This window comes from Morganella psychrotolerans (assembly GCF_965118875.1).
Classification (GTDB): domain Bacteria; phylum Pseudomonadota; class Gammaproteobacteria; order Enterobacterales; family Enterobacteriaceae; genus Morganella; species Morganella psychrotolerans_C.
Map to the genome: position 1 here is coordinate 111,450 of NZ_CBCPJD010000007.1, position 17,857 is coordinate 129,306.

Annotated in this window: 16 protein-coding genes; 10 read left to right on the top strand and 6 right to left on the bottom strand. The window is 47.4% G+C overall.

Going from position 1 to position 17,857, the window contains the following annotated elements; genetic code table 11:
* Positions 1–55: 55 nt before the first annotated feature.
* The 3 genes from gpmA to modF all read right to left on the bottom strand — a co-directional run bounded on the left by gpmA (position 56) and on the right by modF (position 3,629).
* On the bottom strand, positions 56–808 hold the full coding sequence (gene gpmA, locus ACMHKJ_RS09715; RefSeq protein ID WP_413493477.1) for a 2,3-diphosphoglycerate-dependent phosphoglycerate mutase: 753 nt from the start codon (positions 806–808) through the stop codon (positions 56–58).
* A 362-nt stretch (positions 809–1,170) separates the two neighbouring features.
* Positions 1,171–1,989 carry a CPBP family intramembrane glutamic endopeptidase gene (locus ACMHKJ_RS09720; protein WP_413493478.1) on the bottom strand — a complete coding sequence of 273 codons (819 nt, stop codon included), beginning with the start codon at positions 1,987–1,989 and terminating at the stop codon, positions 1,171–1,173.
* A gap of 188 nt (positions 1,990–2,177) precedes the next feature.
* Positions 2,178–3,629, bottom strand: a complete 1,452-nt coding sequence (gene modF / locus ACMHKJ_RS09725) for a molybdate ABC transporter ATP-binding protein ModF (RefSeq protein WP_413493480.1) — start codon at positions 3,627–3,629, stop codon at positions 2,178–2,180.
* A 213-nt stretch (positions 3,630–3,842) separates the two neighbouring features.
* Between modF and ACMHKJ_RS09730 the strand changes: the two genes are divergently transcribed.
* Both ACMHKJ_RS09730 and ACMHKJ_RS09735 read left to right on the top strand, forming a co-directional pair.
* The gene (locus ACMHKJ_RS09730) at positions 3,843–5,774 is read left to right on the top strand and encodes a WG repeat-containing protein (protein ID WP_413493482.1); all 1,932 of its coding nucleotides are present in this window, start codon (positions 3,843–3,845) and stop codon (positions 5,772–5,774) included.
* 15 nt (positions 5,775–5,789) lie between these two features.
* Positions 5,790–7,742, top strand: coding sequence for a bifunctional 2',3'-cyclic-nucleotide 2'-phosphodiesterase/3'-nucleotidase (locus tag ACMHKJ_RS09735; RefSeq protein ID WP_413493484.1), 1,953 nt, complete (start codon positions 5,790–5,792; stop codon positions 7,740–7,742).
* Positions 7,743–7,798: 56 nt separating this feature from the next.
* On the opposite strand, the gene modE is transcribed toward ACMHKJ_RS09735, so the two are convergent.
* Positions 7,799–8,584, bottom strand: a complete 786-nt coding sequence (modE, locus tag ACMHKJ_RS09740) for a molybdenum-dependent transcriptional regulator (protein ID WP_413493486.1) — start codon at positions 8,582–8,584, stop codon at positions 7,799–7,801.
* Between the two features lie 270 nt (positions 8,585–8,854).
* On the opposite strand from modE, the gene ACMHKJ_RS09745 reads away from it, so the two are divergent.
* From ACMHKJ_RS09745 to ACMHKJ_RS09770, 6 genes are all read left to right on the top strand, one after another.
* Complete coding sequence (locus ACMHKJ_RS09745) at positions 8,855–9,439, top strand: hypothetical protein (protein ID WP_413493488.1); 585 nt, start codon at positions 8,855–8,857, stop codon at positions 9,437–9,439.
* Between the two features lie 133 nt (positions 9,440–9,572).
* Positions 9,573–9,713, top strand: coding sequence for an AcrZ family multidrug efflux pump-associated protein (locus tag ACMHKJ_RS09750; RefSeq protein WP_413493490.1), 141 nt, complete (start codon positions 9,573–9,575; stop codon positions 9,711–9,713).
* 195 nt (positions 9,714–9,908) lie between these two features.
* Positions 9,909–10,679, top strand: coding sequence for a molybdate ABC transporter substrate-binding protein (gene modA, locus ACMHKJ_RS09755; RefSeq protein WP_413493492.1), 771 nt, complete (start codon positions 9,909–9,911; stop codon positions 10,677–10,679).
* 22 nt (positions 10,680–10,701) lie between these two features.
* Positions 10,702–11,397 (top strand): molybdate ABC transporter permease subunit, encoded by a 696-nt coding sequence (modB, locus tag ACMHKJ_RS09760; protein ID WP_413493494.1) that lies wholly within the window; start codon positions 10,702–10,704, stop codon positions 11,395–11,397.
* Positions 11,391–12,458 (top strand): molybdenum ABC transporter ATP-binding protein ModC, encoded by a 1,068-nt coding sequence (gene modC / locus ACMHKJ_RS09765; RefSeq protein WP_413493495.1) that lies wholly within the window; start codon positions 11,391–11,393, stop codon positions 12,456–12,458. Before modB ends, modC begins: the two co-directional genes overlap by 7 nt.
* A gap of 266 nt (positions 12,459–12,724) precedes the next feature.
* Positions 12,725–13,081 carry a hypothetical protein gene (locus ACMHKJ_RS09770; RefSeq protein ID WP_150384556.1) on the top strand — a complete coding sequence of 119 codons (357 nt, stop codon included), beginning with the start codon at positions 12,725–12,727 and terminating at the stop codon, positions 13,079–13,081.
* 129 nt (positions 13,082–13,210) lie between these two features.
* On the opposite strand, the gene ACMHKJ_RS09775 is transcribed toward ACMHKJ_RS09770, so the two are convergent.
* Entirely contained in the window at positions 13,211–14,032 is an 822-nt protein-coding gene (locus ACMHKJ_RS09775) for a pyridoxal phosphatase (protein WP_413493498.1), read from the bottom strand.
* Positions 14,033–14,266: 234 nt separating this feature from the next.
* On the opposite strand from ACMHKJ_RS09775, the gene pgl reads away from it, so the two are divergent.
* The gene (gene pgl, locus ACMHKJ_RS09780; protein WP_413493500.1) at positions 14,267–15,256 is read left to right on the top strand and encodes a 6-phosphogluconolactonase; all 990 of its coding nucleotides are present in this window, start codon (positions 14,267–14,269) and stop codon (positions 15,254–15,256) included.
* 161 nt (positions 15,257–15,417) lie between these two features.
* Here the strand turns inward: pgl and bioA are convergent, their stop codons facing one another.
* On the bottom strand, positions 15,418–16,719 hold the full coding sequence (bioA, locus tag ACMHKJ_RS09785; RefSeq protein ID WP_413493576.1) for an adenosylmethionine--8-amino-7-oxononanoate transaminase: 1,302 nt from the start codon (positions 16,717–16,719) through the stop codon (positions 15,418–15,420).
* 86 nt (positions 16,720–16,805) lie between these two features.
* Between bioA and bioB the strand changes: the two genes are divergently transcribed.
* Positions 16,806–17,843, top strand: coding sequence for a biotin synthase BioB (bioB, locus tag ACMHKJ_RS09790; protein ID WP_413493501.1), 1,038 nt, complete (start codon positions 16,806–16,808; stop codon positions 17,841–17,843).
* Positions 17,844–17,857 lie beyond the last annotated feature (14 nt).

Consider the following 17,857-nt stretch of genomic DNA (forward strand, 5'->3'; position numbering starts at 1 on the left):
ATACAAAAAACCCTGACAGTGTCAGGGTTTTTTTATGACTCAGAGAAGAGAAGAATTACTTCGCTTTACCCTGATTAGCCACTGCGGCAGCTTTGGCAGCTATCGCGTCCTGGTCACCCAGGTAGTAGCGGCGGAGAGGTTTCATGTTTTCATCAAACTCATACACCAGCGGTACAGCAGTCGGGATATTGAGTTCCAGAATTTCATCTTCGCTCATGTTATCCAGATATTTTACCAGTGCACGCAGGGAGTTACCGTGTGCGGCAACAATGACTTTCTCACCTGATGCAACGCGTGGTTTGATAATATCAGTCCAGTAAGGAATAACGCGATCGATGGTGATGGCAAGGCTTTCTGTTGCAGGCAGCTCGCTTTCAGGCAGTGCTGCATAGCGCGGGTCGTGACCCGGGAAGCGTTCGTCACTTTTTTCCAGTGCCGGCGGGGTGATTGCAAAACCACGACGCCATAATTTCACCTGCTCATCACCATATTTGGCGGCAGTTTCCGCTTTATCCAGACCCTGCAATGCGCCGTAATGGCGTTCATTCAGTTTCCAGCTTTTCTCAACCGGCAGCCATTGCTGATTAACCTGGTCCAGAATACTCCACAGGGTGTGAATTGCGCGTTTCAGTACAGAGGTATAAGCGAAATCAAAAGAGAAGCCTTCTTTTTTGAGTAACTGACCGGCTTCCTGTGCTTCTGCACGGCCTTTTTCAGATAACTCAACATCCGTCCAGCCGGTAAAGCGGTTCTCTTTGTTCCACTCACTTTCACCGTGACGTACAAGCACCAGTTTAGTTACTGCCATAGCGTAAACTCCTGTCGTGTTTCAAATAGAGGGTTTCAGAATTGAAGCGGGTCTGACACGCTGCCCATTATATTGGTTTGTACCGCTTTTCGGCAAACTTTCCGCACAGTAATTTTGGGGGACAGTGTGCTGAAGGTATCCGTTTCGTCCTGTTTTCCCGATATACCCGTCATACTTCAGGATGCCTGGTTGTTGACTGCGCTCAGCTCGCCGGGTCACATAGTTTATCTATGCTCCCCGTCTGTCTTCGCTTGTCGCCTACAGGCATCCCGAATTATTCAGAGTATACTGTATACTATAACTGAATCGATTCCGCTATAAATGTTTGCGCAAAGTATAATAGCCGGAGGAAAACGGTTTTTTCAGCCAATCCTGAAAGGATAGGTAAAAAACAGCAAATGGCACAGGTTCAGACCGAAATGAAATAGTGTTGCGACCCACAACCGCCCGCTCCACATCCATGCCAGCCCGTAGATAACCCCGGCGAGTGCGGCAAACACGACCAGCAGCGGACCCCCTGCAATATGTACCAGACCGAAAACAGCGGCAGCAATAAACAGCGCGACATACGGTGGCAACCGGCGGGAGAGCACTTGCTGGAGCGCACCACGGAACAGCGCTTCTTCAGCCAGTGAAACCAAAAAGAGATTTGCCACGATGAAGACCGGCAGCCAGTCCGGGAAATGCAGCTCAAACCCTAATCCGCCCAAGGCCGTTGCCAGCAGCAGAAGTGCCGGGACAGAGAGTATCAGCAGGATCCAATGCAATCGTGTCACCCGTTTCTGTGGTGTGGTCACAAACAGCTGCGGGATGATAATCAGAAGAACAAACGGCACCAGGGCTTTATCGGCATTGAGCCAGAATGAAAACGGCGCACTGTGCGGTCCTGCCTGTGTGGGTTCCAGATAATGCAGGTTATGAAATCCCGGAAACAAGTGAAACGCAAGACCGGCAGCGGTAGCAGCAACCAGTAATGCCAGTCCCCTGCGCAGCCACGGGTATTGATGAGTGCGGGGGTAGGCTATTGCGATAGCAATAATACCCCAGAGTGCCATTAATGCGCGCCAGTCCATTACACCGCTGAACAGCGCACTGACCGTGGTGGCGAGCAGAGCTGCCAGTGATAGTGTCCGGTGAAATTGTAATAAAAGCAGAGATAAGATGAGTAAAAACCAGGTCATGAATATCCGTCGGACATCAGAAAAGTAAAAAGAGCGCTCAGGGTAAAAGAGTCAGCGGACAGATACCAGCAAAAACAGCGGAAGAATAGCTATAAACTAAGATTGTTCTTAATAATTAACTGATTAAAAACAGAAAATAACGGATGCTTTTTTAAGGTGAAAAATAAAACATCCGTTTGATGAATGACTTACAACTTACTGATTTCATAACGGTAGTGATTATTATCAGGAATAAACGCCAGCCGCCGGTTAATGCAGGCGGGGGTATCTTCACTGTGATGACTGACAAACAACAGTTGAGTATCACCACGGCTTATCATGATATCGATAAAGCGCAGAACCAGCAGACGGTTAAGTGCATCCAGCCCCTGTAACGGCTCATCCAGGATCAGCAGCGCCGGATGTTTTACCAGTGCGCGTGCTATCAGCACAAGCCGTTGTTGCCCCCACGACAGGCTGTGAAACGGGCTTTCGCTCACAGACGTCAACCCCAGCAGCACGAGCCAGTCAGCCGCCAGTTTTATCTGCCGGTCGGAGGGTTTCTGATACAGGCCGACGGAATCAAAGAAGCCGGAAATAAGGGTGTTGCGCACATTAATACTAACGCGGTAGCCCAGATGAACACTATTACTGACATAGCCGATATGCTGTTTGATATCCCACACGGTTTCACCACTGCCCCGGCGGCGACCAAACAGTGTCAGGTCATTGCTGTATCCCTGCGGGTGATCGCCGGTGATAAGACTGAGCAGGGTGGATTTTCCCGCGCCGTTTTCGCCGGTAATCTGCCAGTGTTCTGTGGGTAGTACCTGCCAGCTCAGATCGTGCAGAATAGGTTTATCGTGATAACTGACTGTGCCGTGATTAAGAATAACCCGCGCAAGATCAGGTGAGAGCCGCTCAGAAGGCGCGTTATCCCGCTCCGGCAGTGTGAGATGTTCATTTTGTTCACTGTGACTCAGCTGGGATTGTAAAACATCAGACAGAGCCTGAGGTTCGGATAACTGACCGTTCACCAGTAACCCCGCGCGGGTAATAAAGTCCGGAATATCGCTGAACCGGTTAAGAATAAGAATGATAGTCAGCCCGGTTTGTGCAAGTGTGGTCAGCATGTCACTAAGCATTATACGTGAACCGGCATCCAGCCCGTCATAAGGCTCATCAAGCACCAGCAGATCCGGCTCAGACATCAGCGCCTGACACAACAGAACTTTGCGGGTTTCGCCGGTGGAGAGATATTTAAAGCGCCGCGTGAGGCGATCTGCAATACCAAACTGTGATGCCAGCGCCTGACAGCGCGCATCATCCCGGTACGTCAGCTGAATAATATCTGCGGTTGTGCGCCCGTTATCAGTCTCATTATTATCGATAAGATCGGTATTATTGCGGCTCCATTCGTCATCAACGAGTGCCTGTAATGTATCAAATGCCACGCGGACAGGACGGATAAACGAGGATGTCATTTCCCCGGAAAGCAGCGTAAGCTCCCGGGTCAGCGCCCGCGCGAACGTCGATTTTCCGCTGCCGTTAACACCGATAAAAGCATGGTGCTGACCTCTCTCCAGACATAATGACGGAACGGAAAGTGAAGAATCAGGACCTGTGCGGAAGATCCCCTGAGTAATGCGCAGGTGTGTCATAGCAGACAGCCTTAATTAGATTAATTATCATCCAGAAATAAGCGGAACCGTGAGGGATGTCAAGGGATGGCGCGGGTGTTGCATTTCGTATCATGAAAAGCAGATCTGCTTCACAGAATCGTCATCATTTTCCGGTGCGTTTTTGTTATACTTTTATCAGAAAAATAAAGGGTGCCATAAGAATAAAATAACAGTACAGGCAGGGAAGTACAGATGAAAAAAAAAGGTATTATTGTTTTTTGTGTCCTGGTGTTAATCGCCGCAGCTATTACTGCGGTATTGCTGAGAGACGATAAATTACCGGCACCCTCTCAGGCATCGCTGAATTATATCGCATCAGAGTTTAATGGTCTGACACTGGATGAGTCTATTGATAAAGTTCAGAGTGAAAAACAACAATTTGATTTTTTTATTCAAATGGGCGGAAACGATAATTTATATGACAAACGAACGTTAGTTATATCTTCGGATGATGAATATAAAAATCCATATTCTATTCTGACCATTGATAAATATCAGCAGGCGTTTAATGAAATGATAACGTCATTGTCATTTAATCAGGATATTTATTATGGGTACTCATTGGTTACACTTAATATAAAAGATATGCCGTCAAAACAGCAGCCAACTGTAAAAATTAAAAAGATTACTTATATGGATGGCAGCGAAGAATTATCAGATGAAAGCATAAGCGAAGAATTAAAGCTGGATAATGATAAAACAGTAAAAAATATAGATGTCAGTGTAACATATAGCTATGTTTCTGCGCTTGACAGCTATCACCTCTCAGCAGATAAAACTGACATTACAGAGCCTGGTTTTACATTAAAACTGGCAACAGCAGATAAGAATTACCTGAGTTATACCCGTGATGGTGATTTGAATATCATCGCAGAAGATATCTCGGACAAAAATGGAAAAATACTATCATCATCATCCTGTGTCCGTGGTGATGTTGGTTTTACCGACAAAATGAGCGGGTTTATTAATAGTGCAGATAAAGTATCAAAGAAAAATAATAAAGATAAAGATGAGTTGATATACAGGATTGCTACGTATTATGAACAATTTGAAAAAGAAATAAATGAGTCTTCATTATATCAGGTTGCTTGTTTATTTCATGGGACACCGGCTGCGGTTACTGTTTATGCTGTAAAAGATAACGCTAAGGAAAATAGTGAGATAACCATTGTCCCCCGGCATATGATTTTATATCCTGTTGTTGAAGATGAAAAATCAAAGGTATTCTATATTATTGGTCAGGATGGAACTAAGATAGTTAATAACGGGAGAGAGCGGTTATACGCTGTAACCCCACCGTATTTTTATACTGCGCACACAGAGAAAAGAAAGGATGATGATGGCGGTGAATATGACATCACTCGTTACCGGTTATATAAATTAGATACTGAGAATAAAAAATTAGAACAGACAGCTGAAATAAAGAGTATTTTAAATTTATCTGATAATACCTTTGTTACCCGTGATAGTAACGCTATTGTTTTATATAATAAACATAATAAAAAACCGGTTATTTTTTCAGGTAATTATAGTCGGATCAATTTGCTTGAATTTGATGATGGCCGTACCGGGTTTTTCGAATTTCAGGATAAGCAGGGTTATCATATTATTAATGACAAAGGCATGCATATCTTGCCGATCACCGATTACAGCATAGATAAAGGCGGAAATAACAGCCTTCTTTTTAGTCCGGGATTTTTTATTGAAGATAAAACAAACACGGCAGATAAGCGGTTTTATTTTCTTAATCCGGAAGGGAGCATATTTCTGACTCTTAATGGTTATGACAAAGTCTATGCTATAAAAAATAATATGATTCACGTCAGCCGGGAAAAAGCACACGGATTTACCGATTTACAGGGTAAAGAGGCAATCCCGCTGATTTATGAAGACGCACGTGACTTTGATAATGGTTATGCACTGGTGAAAAAAGATGATCGCTGGGGCGTGATTAATAAGCAAGGTGAGGTTGTTATCCCGTTTAAATATAACACACATAATTCTCGGTCAACCTCCAATGGTCTTACATCATACGGTATTGATGATAAAGACTATACAATGACTGAATTACTTAACGCGAACGGACTGAAAACTGAAGAAAATGTGCCAAAAACCGCACACTAACCGAAAGAGGATGTTATGGTCAGGAATACATTGAAATATTCGGTATTAGCGCTGCTTGTCAGCGGTACAGTAAATGCCGCGACAGTAGATTTACGGGTGATGGAAACCTCTGATATTCACAGTAATTTAATTGATTTTGATTATTTTAAAGACAAACCGACAGAACAGTTCGGGTTGGTGCGCACCGCCGGGTTGATTAAAGCGGCAAAAAATGAAGTTATTAATTCAGTATTAGTGGATAACGGGGATTTAATTCAGGGCAGTCCGTTGGCGGATTACATGGTAAATAAGGGGCTGAATAAGGGTGAAGCGCATCCGGCTCATAAATTAATGAATACCATGGGATATACCGTTGGTAACTTTGGTAATCATGAATTTAATTTCGGGTTGGATTATCTGAAAAAGGCCATTAGCGGCGCAGATTTTCCGTATGTGAATGCCAATGTGATTGATGCAAAAACCGGTAAGAATGTATTTACACCTTATATTATTGTTGATACGCCGGTAAAAGACCGTGACGGAAAAGAGCATATACTGAAAATAGGCTATATCGGGTTTGTGCCGCCGCAAATTCTTATCTGGGATAAAACAAATCTGGAAGGAAAAGTACAGGTTAATGATATTACCGAAACGGCTAAAAAATTAGTTCCGCAAATGAAAGCGGAAGGTGCGGATATTATCGTTGCTATTCCGCATTCGGGTTTCTCGCAGGAGCCCTATAAAGCAATGGCAGAAAACTCGGTTTATTATCTCAGTGAAGTACCGGGAATTAATGCCATTATGTTCGGGCATTCTCACGGTGTATTTCCCGGCAAAGAATTTGCGGATATTAAAGGTGTGAATATAACAGACGGCACTGTCAATGGCATTCCGGCAGTGATGCCCGGTCAGTGGGGTGATCATCTGGGTGTCGTGGACATGGTGCTGAATAATGATGACGGAAGTTGGAAAGTCACACAGGCTAAAGCACAAGCGCGCCCGATCTTTGATAAAATAAATAAAAAACCGCTGGTCGCGCGTGATGATAAACTGGCATCTGTTATTGATGAGCAACATAACGCGACACGTGAATTTGTCGGTAAATTAATCGGTAAATCACCGGATAATATGTACAGCTACCTTGCGCTGTTACAGAGTGATCCGACAGTGCAGATTGTGAATAATGCACAAACTGATTATACCCGCCGCTTTATTCAGGGTGATCCGGATCTGGCTGATTTACCGGTGCTTTCTGCCGCCGCGCCATTTAAAGTGGGCGGACGTAAAAATGCACCGGCTGATTTTGTTGAAGTAGAAAAAGGGGATATGACCTTCCGTAATGCGGCAGATCTCTATCTTTATCCCAATACGCTGGTGGTGGTGAAAGCAACGGGCGCAGAAGTTACTGAGTGGCTGGAGTGCTCCGCAGGCATGTTCAACCAGATTGATCCGCAGTCAGAAGCGCCGCAGAGCCTGGTTAACTGGGATGGTTTCCGGACCTATAATTTTGATACTATTTCCGGGATCAATTACCAGATAGACCTGACTCAGCCGGCTAAATATGATGTTGATTGTCAGTCAGTTAATCCGCAGGCGAATCGTATTAAAAACGTGACATATCAGGGTAAACCTATTGATCCGAAATCGGTTTTCCTGGTGGCAACCAATAATTACCGTGCATACAGCGGCAAGTTTGCGGGCACCGGTGATGATCATATTGCATTTGCATCGCCTGATGAAAACCGCAGTGTGCTGGCGGCGTATATTGCTGCTGAAACTAAAGCAAAAGGCGCGGTATCGGCGCAGGCAGAGCAAAACTGGACATTTGTACCCATCAAAACGGATAAGACATTAAATATTCGTTTCGAAACCTCCCCGGGGGATAAAGCTACTCAGTTTATTAAAGAGAATGCCCATTATCCGATGACCCGCACCGGCACCGATGATGTAGGTTTTGCTGTTTATCAGGTTGATTTAAAAGCGAAGTAAGTCTTCACTGACAAAAAAGCCGCCCATTAACTGAGGCGGCTTTTCTATCTTAAAAATCAGCAAAGTGTCGCGATAATTACCTGATCTGCATTAAACAGGGCGGTTACCTCATCACCGATATTGAGCTGCTGACGGCTGACTTCCGGGTTATCCAGCGTTGAGCACAGATGCGCGCCGCCGGTCAGTGTGACCAGAATTTCACTGTTTTCCGCCCCGCGGGCAATGGAGTCTATTTTGCCGGTGAGCCGGTTATCAAACTCCGCACTGATATCGCCGGACTTACTTATTTTTACCCACGGCGCTTTAATCAGAGTAAGTACTTCCTTACCCACGGAAAGCCCCAGCCGGTTGGCGCTCTGTTCTGTCAGTGCAACAGCCAGCTCCGTTTTTTTATCCGCCAGCAGAACATTGACATGTTGCTGAACGTGAGAGTGATTACGCGACACAATGGTGCCGAAAAACTGATTGCGTGCGCTGGTCTGTAATGAAAAGCGGGAAATAGCCGCCAGCAGGCTGTCGAGAGGGAGATTATCCTCTTTCAGCACATCAAAGGCCTTTTGCTGGATCTGTGCCAGCAGATCATATAACTGAAGTAAGCGCTCACCATAGCGCGTAAGTGTTGCACCGCCGCCGCCTTTCCCGCCTGTTGCGCGGTCAACAATGGTTTCCTCAGATAACTGATTCATTTCATTGATGGCATCCCACGCACTTTTATAGCTGATACCGGCGAGTTTTGCTCCCTGACTGATGGATCCGGTCGCTCTGACCTGTTTGAGTAATGCAATCCGCCGTGGATCGGCAAATAAATTACCCTGTAATTTCAGCGTTAGTAAAATATCCAATGTAAAATACCTTGTATATTATTCAGGCAGGAAATCCGGGCAGAATGTCCGTCCGGTGCGGTATTGATCGTCTGCTATTCTAGCAAATCGCCTGTTTTTTTCATTAGCGATTATGGTCGTTATTATGACCGCTCATTTCAGATAAGAATTTATAATTCGGATGAAAGCAGATATGGTATACACCCGACGTCATTCAGGATGCAGTCAACGAACCTGCAGTTTGAATGAATAAGGGTATGGCTATTATCTATTATTCAGGGCGGTATCTCTATGCAGAATATCTTATTCAGTCTCCACCAGGCGGTAAAAGATTCCCCGGAAGGCGATGGTGACAGCACAGAAGTTTTTGCGCGGGCGCTGGCAGAACAGACATTCTGGGTTGAATCTCAGGGAGCTGAGTCAGGCGGACAGGTCGGGCTGGCATTTTCTCAGGGAGACGATGACGAAGAGCCGCGTTTATTTGCCTATATGCGGGATGACGGCAGTGATGATGCTCCGGCGGACATTGAAAAAGAGATGGCATCGGGAGAACGGGATTACACCTGGCTGCCGGGCGCTTTTTTGCTGGGATTATCCGGAAAAATCGATTATACGCTCTGTGTGGTCGGCGGGGACGGGCAATCATTATCGTTGAACAGTCGTTTCGTTAAGATGCTTTTCCTTTATATGCAGGCGTTATATCAGGAAGAAGATGAACCGGCTGCGGCACCTGTTAATGCAGTAAAAACCATTGCACAGCCTGCCGGTAATATCAGCGATATTGTGGCAAAACCTAAAAGTGGTGCCGGAAAAGTAATTGGAATGCTGCTTGCAGCGGCGGTTATTGTGGCTGTTGTGTATTTTACACAGTCATAGACCGCACGAATCGCTATGCCGTCGCAGGGATGATTTGTATAGAATGATAACGATTATGACGCTATTATATACTTGTCATACTTTAGTATGCTGTTGAATATCCTTTTCGCCCGATGCAAAGAGATTTATCACTATGTTTGAGTTGATTAAAAGTTTAGGTTTCGCACTGTTAATGGTGCCTGTTGTCATGGTAGGGCTGGGCGCTTTAATTTGGGGATTAGGTGAAATTTTCAACCTGATTTCAAAAGGCGATCGCCACGGAAAGCAGCATTAATTATACCTTATTCAGGATTACCTGCGATCGCGGGTAGTCCGTTTTTATTCTGTCACTCCTCTCATTTTTTGCGTAACCCCCCATTTTTCGTAAAGTTTCCGGCTTAACTGACGATAGTGCGATAAACACTCTTTCATTTTCCGCTGTATCTTGTTATATACAACGGGTTAATCCTAATTTATCCTGGTGGAAAAAATGAAAAAACAGTTCAGTAAGTTACTTGCCGGTGTTGTTATCTCTGCGGCAATGATGAGTCAGGCGTGGGCGGCGGAAAAAGTGGTTGTTTTTGCTGCGGCATCGCTGACCAATGCTGTTGATGAGATCTCGGCAAAATATAAGCAGGAGAAGAAAGGTGAGGTTGTTGCCTCTTATGCTTCTTCTTCAACGCTGGCACGTCAGATTGAAAACGGCGCACCGGCAGATATTTTTATTTCTGCGGATCAAAAGTGGATGAATTACGCGCAGGAAAAAAATCTCATCGTGAATGACACCCGCAAAACACTGCTGGGTAACGAACTGGTGCTGATTGCCGCGAAAGACAGTAAAATTGATAAAATCGATATTAATAAACAGACTGACTGGGTTAAATTACTGGATGGCGGGCGTTTAGCTGTCGGCGATCCGGATCATGTACCGGTCGGCATTTATGCACAGGAAGCGCTGGAAAATTTAGGTGCCTGGAAAATGGTTGATCCGCTGCTGGCGCGTACTAATAATGTGCGCAGTGGCATGGCACTCGTTGAGCGCGGTGAAGCACCTCTGGGGATTGTTTACGGCTCTGATGCAGTGGCAAGTGATAAAGTAAAAGTGGTCGCGATTTTCCCGGCAGATACCCATAAGCCTGTTGAATACCCGGCAGCGATCCTTAAAGAACACAATAATGCGGATGTGAAAGGCTTCTATGATTATCTGCAAACACCGCAGGCAAAAGAAATTTTCAAACGTTACGGTTTCAGCCCTCTGTAAAAGTAAGGACTAACAAACAGCGATGTTGAATGAGTATGAATGGCAGGCGGTCATCCTCAGCCTGAAAGTGTCAGCGGTTGCCGTGGCGGTGAGTTTGCCGCTCGGTATTTTGATGGCATGGGTGCTGGTGCGCTGCCGTTTTCCCGGCAAGTCGCTGTTAGACAGTCTTATCCACTTACCACTGGTGTTGCCGCCGGTGGTAGTGGGTTATCTGTTGCTAATCAGTATGGGGCGCAAAGGATTTATCGGTGAATGGCTCTATAACTGGTTTGGTTTCAGTTTCACCTTCAGTTGGCGCGGTGCGGCGCTGGCATCCGCTGTGGTTGCTTTTCCGCTAATGGTCCGGGCTATCCGCCTCGCGCTGGAGGCCGTGGATATGCGGCTCGAACAGGCGGCACGGACACTGGGTGCTTCACCATTGCGTGTCTTTTTTACCATTACACTGCCGCTGTCGCTTCCGGGGATTATTGTCGGAACGGTACTGGCGTTTGCACGCTCGCTCGGCGAGTTTGGCGCAACCATTACGTTTGTATCCAATATTCCGGGAGAAACCCGCACTATTCCGCTGGCAATGTACTCTCTGCTTGAAACGCCCGGAGCTGAAATGGATGCGGCAAGACTGTGTGTTATCGCCATTATCCTGGCAATGGCGTCGCTGATGGCATCCGAATGGCTGACCCGGTGGGGGCGTAAACGACTGGGGATGGCAGCATGTTAATTCTGGATTTTGAGCAGCAGCTCGGCGATTTATCCATGGTTATCAATACGCAACTGGCAAGCGACCGGATAACTGCCGTTTTCGGGCTTTCCGGCGCCGGGAAAACCTCGTTTATCAATGTGATAGGTGGACTGACCCGCCCGCAAAAAGGGCGGATTGAGCTGAACGGCCACACACTGGTGGATATTGAAAAACGCATTTGTCTGCCACCGGAAAAACGCAAAATTGGCTATGTTTTTCAGGATGCCCGCCTGTTTCCGCATTACCGGATAAAGGGCAACCTGCGCTACGGTATGGCACCGGAAATGGCGGATCAGTTTGACAGTATTGTTGCACTGCTCGGTATCGGACATTTATTAAACCGTCTGCCGATGACCTTGTCCGGCGGAGAAAAACAGCGGGTGGCGATAGGGCGCGCATTACTGACCGCCCCGGATATCCTGTTGATGGATGAACCGCTTGCCTCGCTTGATCTTCCCCGCAAGCGTGAACTTCTGCCTTTTCTGGAAAAATTGGCGCAGGATATCCGTATCCCGATCCTGTATGTCAGCCACAGTCTGGATGAAATTCTGCGTCTGGCGGAAGATGTGGTTATCCTGGATAAAGGCCGTATTCTGGCACAAGGTCCGCTGGAGGAGGTATGGGCAGGCTCTGCACTGCGTCCGTGGCTCCGTGAGGAGAGTCTTTCCAGTGTGATTAATGTGACAATTCTGGAGCATCATGATCGCTATGCAATGACTGCAACCGCCATCGGCGACCAGGTTCTGTGGGTGCCGCATATTGACGGCGGGCGGGATACGGCGGTGCGTGTGCGAATCAGCGCAGATGATGTCTCTGTTGCGCTGGAAAAACCTAAAAGCAGCAGTATCCGCAATATATTGCGTGCAAAAATCACAGAAATGTATGAAGACGATAACGGACAGTCAGACGTGCGCCTGGCGGTGGGTAATCACTTTATCTGGGCGCGGATCACCGGCTGGGCAAAAGATGATTTACAACTCAAACCCGGGCAATGGGTTTATGCGCAGATCAAAAGTGTTTCTCTGAGCCGCCGGTTATAATCCGTTTACCGGAAATTAATTCAGAAAAAATAAAATAGCGGAATAAATTTCCGCATTTTTATTTTCAGTAATAAAGTATCCATTCATCCTATTCTTATTGAATTTATTTTCTGTCAGCGATATATATTACCGGATGATCCTGAGGATTATAACAGATAACCACGATCCGATTTTCGGATCAAATAAGCCACTTATATTCTCAGGCAATGTATTTTCAAACAATGTATTCTCAGAAAATGGAATTATCACGAAATCAGAGGGATTAAATGAAAAAAGCGCTTCTTGTGTTATTACTGGGTATTTTTACCGGCGGCCAGGCGCTGGCAGCGAATCAGGTCATGTGTTACACCTATCTGAAAAAAGTGAAAGATGTTGAAATCGAAAGCTTAAAAGTCTGGTGTCTCGGCACAACGGACGGGTCGCAGGGCGGAATGAAAATACCGGAACTGCTGAATATGGGCTATAACGTGGTTTCAATGCAGAATTTCCCGTATGAATATTCCGAAGGTGGCTATACCTATGACGGTGCAAAACTTCTGTTGATCCTTGAGGATACTAAATTCCCGAATCAGGACCCGGCTGCGAAGAAACCGGCAAACTGGAAGTTTGATAAATATAAATAACGAGATTATCTGTTATTGAATTAATATAAAATAATAACGCCTTCAGTCAGAAGGCGCTTTCGTTGCCAAAAATAATAATCAGATAATAAATTGTTCCCGGAAATAAATCATCCCCGGAAACAAACCGTATCAGCTCAGAATATGCTGACGGATAACCTGTGCAATGCCCGGGCGGGTATTATCCAGAGTCACAAGATCCGCATGTGCTTTTACATCATCACCGGCATTTCCCATCGCTACACCCAATCCTGCATTTTCCAGCATACTGATATCATTATGATTATCACCGAATGCCATCACGTCGCTCATGGACAGCCCTTGTGATTCCACCCACTCCTGCAAACGGCGGCCTTTACTGTTACCGCGCCGGGCGATATCCACCTGATTGATCCACGACCATTCGCAGGACAGCCCTAATTCTGCTTCCACTGTATCGGTAAAATCGCGCAGCTTGTTCAGATCATCAGAGCAGGTGGCGAATTTCCATATGGTGTCAGTACGGGTCAGCTCATCAATAAAGTTATCCACTTTACGCATGACCGGGCGCTGATGTTCGGGCAGCGTCGCAGACCAGTTCAGCGTGCGCTCAATGGTGCTGCTGTCAGTGTGATATAACATGGCATCAGACACATACATCAGATGCTCAATATCCGTTTCGGCCAGGCGTTCCAGCAACAGGCGGGATTCACTGACACTCATCGGGTCGGAGGCTAACACCCGGCGGGCATGATAATCATAAAGATAGGTGCCGTTACAACAGATCGCCGGGGTATCGAGCTGTAATGTCTGGTAAAACGGATGGATAGCCACATGGTGACGACCGGTGACGATCAGCACCTGCACACCGGCACGGCGGGCCTCAGTGATGGCATCCAGGGATTCCTGTAAAATGTGTTTATCCGGATTGAGAAGTGTACCATCGAGATCAAAAGCGATGACGCGATAAGACATAGCAGGGTGCCCCTTGTGTGATTATCAGAACCGGATCATGACAGCGCAGGCGGCCTGGCTGCCCCCTGACGGTATCCCGAATGAGTCCGGGCGGAGATAACTGTAATATAGCATGTTAATTGTTTCGTGATAAACGCTAAGTGCGGTATTATTATACAGATAGGCTTATGTTTTTTATTACAAATCAGGTTGTTAAAAACTAAATAAGTAAGTCATGAGAATTAAGGAGCGCAAATGAAGCAGGTGGTTTATGTTGCCAGCACTGAGAGTCATCATATTCATGTCTGGCAGATGAATGAAAACGGTGATTTATCACTGTTGCAGACGATAGTAACCCCCGATCAGGTGCAGCCGCTGATAACCAGCCCTGATGGTCGTTACCTTTATGCGGCGGTCAAACCGGCGAATGCGGTGGTAACTTACACGATTGCAGCAGATGGTCAGCTGACACAAACCGGGCTGACCCCGCTTCCCGGCACTGCCGCTTATATTACAACAGATAATACCGGGCGCATGCTGTATGCGGCTTCTTACCATCAGGGGACTCTGGCGGTGCTGCCTGTCGGTGCAGACGGTATCCCGGCTGTACCGGTGCAGATAATTGAAGGGCTGAAAAACCCGCACTCCGCCAATATTGCACAGGATGGGCGCACGCTGTTTGTTCCGTGTCTGGGTGAGGATCATATCCGCACTTACACGATTGAGGATGATGGTCGGTTAACGGAGCGTCGCGCGGATATGCTGACGGTCGCAGCCGGTGCGGGTCCGCGCCATATGGCGTTCCATCCGGAAAAACATGTTGCGTATTGCCTTAATGAATTGAATGCCACGGTGAATGTCTATCGTGAATGGATAAAAGTGCGTGAAATTCAGTCTGTTGATCTGATGACAGATGAGTATCAGGGACGCCGCTGGGCGGCTGATATCCACATAACCCCGGACGGACACCATTTATATACCTGCGAGCGCACCACGAGTGTGATTAATCACTATCGCGTCTCTGATGATGGCGGGCATCTGCAACTGGCGGGTGTCTATCCGACTGAAACGCAGCCGCGCGGTTTTGCGGTGGATAAGAGTGGGAAATTCCTTATTTCAACCGGTCAGCTTTCTCATCATGTGTCAGTTTCACGAATTGATGCGATCACCGGTAAATTACATTTGCAGGCGCGCTACCCGGCGGGACAGGGACCGATGTGGGTCACTGTACTGGCACTGAAGTAAGGTCTTGACTTCAGCCGGACAATACTTCCGGGACGGGGCTGATAACGGGCAAAAACGAAAAGATGCTGTAAATACATCCATGGCGCAGATGCTTTTCGTTTTTGCCCGTTATCGCCATTTACATTGACTACAGAGTAGCCAATGAACAGATATATTTTGATTTAGACAGTAACCAAATCAATTGCCTGAGTGAGTTTTTGCAACTGTTCATCGGTGATGATATATGGCGGCATAAGATAGATCAGACGCCCGAACGGACGGAGCCACACTCCCGCATCAACAAATCTGCGCTGTAATTCCCCCATACTGACCGGTTTTTCTGTTTCAATGACGCCGATCGCCCCCAGCACCCGGACATCACGAATACCGCTGCGTGTTTTCAGTCGCAGCAGGGCGGCTTTCAGTTGTGTTTCAATCTCTGCAACGCGCTCAGCCCAATTCCCCGACAGCAGCAGATCAATGCTGGCGACCGCTGTGGCGCAGGCGAGCGGGTTGCCCATAAAGGTCGGACCGTGCATAAAGCAGCCCGCATCTCCCTGACTGATGGTGTCTGCGATATGACGGGTGGTGAGTGTGGCAGAGAGAGTCATATAACCCCCGGTAATCGCTTTGCCAAGACACATAATGTCCGGTGATATTCCGGCATGTTCACAGGCGAATAATTTGCCGGTACGACCAAAACCGGTGGCTATCTCGTCGGCAATCAGCAGGATATTGTAGTGATCACACAGGCTTCTAACTCCTTTCAGGTATTGCGGATGGTAAAAACGCATGCCGCCCGCACCCTGAACAACCGGCTCCAGAATAACCGCCGCCACATCCCTGTGATGTGCTGCCAGCAGCGTTTCCATAGAGATGAGATCGTCACTGTTCCACTCATCGTAAAATTCGCACTGCGGTGCATCAGCAAACAGGTGATTTGGCAGATAGCCCTGCCAGAGGTCGTGCATCGAATTTTCCGGGTCGCACACCGACATCGCGCCGAATGTGTCGCCGTGATAGCCGTGGCGCGGGGTCACAAAGCGGTGACGCTTTTCACCGCGTGCCTGCCAGTATTGCAGTGCCATTTTCAGTGCCACTTCCACGGCGACAGAGCCGGAGTCGGCTAAAAACACACACTCCAGCGGCGCAGGTGTGATTGCCACCAGGCGGCGGCACAGGGCAACTGCGGGTGAATGCGTTATCCCGCCGAACATCACATGTGACATCTGTGACAGTTGCGCTGTGACGGCGTCATTAAGTTCCGGATGATTATAGCCGTGGATTGCGGCCCACCAGGAGGACATGCCGTCAACCAGTTCGCGCCCGTCTTCAAGCGTCAGTATTGCACCTCGTGCCGATGCAACCGGATAGACCGGAAGCGGGTTACTCATTGATGTATAAGGGTGCCAGATATGTTTTTGGTCAAAATCAGCATCATCATCTGACCAGATGTTCTCCGGGAAATGGGGCGTCAATGTCATCATGTAAACCAATTCAATTCAAATATAGTTGACATGATAATGATGATATTTAAACTGGCAACACTTTTTTATTGGGAGTTGCCGTTATGAGTCATCGTCGTCAGTGGACATTAAAAGAAGCCAAAGACTTGTTTGAAAAGCCTTTTTTTGAATTGTTGTTTGAAGCACAGACAATCCATCGTCAGCATTTTGACCCGCAAAAGGTACAAATCAGTACGTTGCTTTCTATTAAAACCGGTGCCTGTCCGGAAGATTGTAAATATTGCGCGCAGAGTGCGCGATACAAAACCGGGCTGGAAAAAGAGCGTCTGATGGAAGTAGAGCAGGTGGTGGAAACTGCGCGCAAAGCCAGAGCTGCCGGTTCAACACGGTTTTGCATGGGGGCGGCGTGGAAAAATCCGCATGAGCGCGATATGCCGTATCTGGAAACCATGGTGCGGGAAGTCCGTGCGCTGGGAATGGAAACCTGCATGACTCTCGGAATGCTCAATGATTCGCAGGCTGCACGTCTGGCAGAGGCCGGGCTGGATTATTACAATCATAATCTCGATACCTCGCCGGAATTTTACGGCTCCATCGTCACCACCCGCACATATCAGGATCGGCTGGATACCCTGGACAATGTGCGTGATGCCGGGATAAAAGTCTGCTCCGGCGGCATTTTAGGGCTGGGCGAGGATGTGCGTGACCGCGCGGCAATGCTGGTTCAGCTGGCAAATCTGCCAAAAGCCCCGGAAAGTGTGCCGATCAACATGCTGGCGAAAATTAAAGGAACGCCGTTTGAAGATAACGAAGAGGTTGATCCGTTTGATTTTGTCCGCACTATTGCCGCCGCAAGGATAATGATGCCGCACTCTCATGTCCGTCTGTCCGCCGGGCGCGAACTGATGAATGAACAGACCCAGGCGCTCTGTTTTATGGCAGGGGCTAATTCCATTTTTTACGGCTGCAAACTGCTCACCACCACCAATCCCGAAGAAAATACCGATATTCAGTTATTCCGCAAACTGGGGATCAAACGCGAAGCGATCCATGTTGAGCTGGGTGATCAGGAGCAGAGCGCAAGCCTGCTGGACGCCATCATCCACAGCGACGAACCGCAGTTTTACAACGCAGCACTCTGAACGGCACAATAATT

Coding starts and splice junctions, on each gene's coding strand:
- ACMHKJ_RS09770 (WP_150384556.1), top strand. CDS start 12,725: ATGAAAAAAGCGCTTCTTGTGTTATTACTGGGTATTTTTACCGGCGGC.
- ACMHKJ_RS09720 (WP_413493478.1), bottom strand. CDS start 1,989: ATGACCTGGTTTTTACTCATCTTATCTCTGCTTTTATTACAATTTCAC.
- bioA (WP_413493576.1), bottom strand. CDS start 16,719: ATGACATTGACGCCCCATTTCCCGGAGAACATCTGGTCAGATGATGAT.
- ACMHKJ_RS09745 (WP_413493488.1), top strand. CDS start 8,855: ATGCAGAATATCTTATTCAGTCTCCACCAGGCGGTAAAAGATTCCCCG.
- modC (WP_413493495.1), top strand. CDS start 11,391: ATGTTAATTCTGGATTTTGAGCAGCAGCTCGGCGATTTATCCATGGTT.
- gpmA (WP_413493477.1), bottom strand. CDS start 808: ATGGCAGTAACTAAACTGGTGCTTGTACGTCACGGTGAAAGTGAGTGG.
- ACMHKJ_RS09730 (WP_413493482.1), top strand. CDS start 3,843: ATGAAAAAAAAAGGTATTATTGTTTTTTGTGTCCTGGTGTTAATCGCC.
- modB (WP_413493494.1), top strand. CDS start 10,702: ATGTTGAATGAGTATGAATGGCAGGCGGTCATCCTCAGCCTGAAAGTG.
- pgl (WP_413493500.1), top strand. CDS start 14,267: ATGAAGCAGGTGGTTTATGTTGCCAGCACTGAGAGTCATCATATTCAT.
- ACMHKJ_RS09735 (WP_413493484.1), top strand. CDS start 5,790: ATGGTCAGGAATACATTGAAATATTCGGTATTAGCGCTGCTTGTCAGC.
- ACMHKJ_RS09775 (WP_413493498.1), bottom strand. CDS start 14,032: ATGTCTTATCGCGTCATCGCTTTTGATCTCGATGGTACACTTCTCAAT.
- ACMHKJ_RS09750 (WP_413493490.1), top strand. CDS start 9,573: ATGTTTGAGTTGATTAAAAGTTTAGGTTTCGCACTGTTAATGGTGCCT.
- modF (WP_413493480.1), bottom strand. CDS start 3,629: ATGACACACCTGCGCATTACTCAGGGGATCTTCCGCACAGGTCCTGAT.
- bioB (WP_413493501.1), top strand. CDS start 16,806: ATGAGTCATCGTCGTCAGTGGACATTAAAAGAAGCCAAAGACTTGTTT.
- modA (WP_413493492.1), top strand. CDS start 9,909: ATGAAAAAACAGTTCAGTAAGTTACTTGCCGGTGTTGTTATCTCTGCG.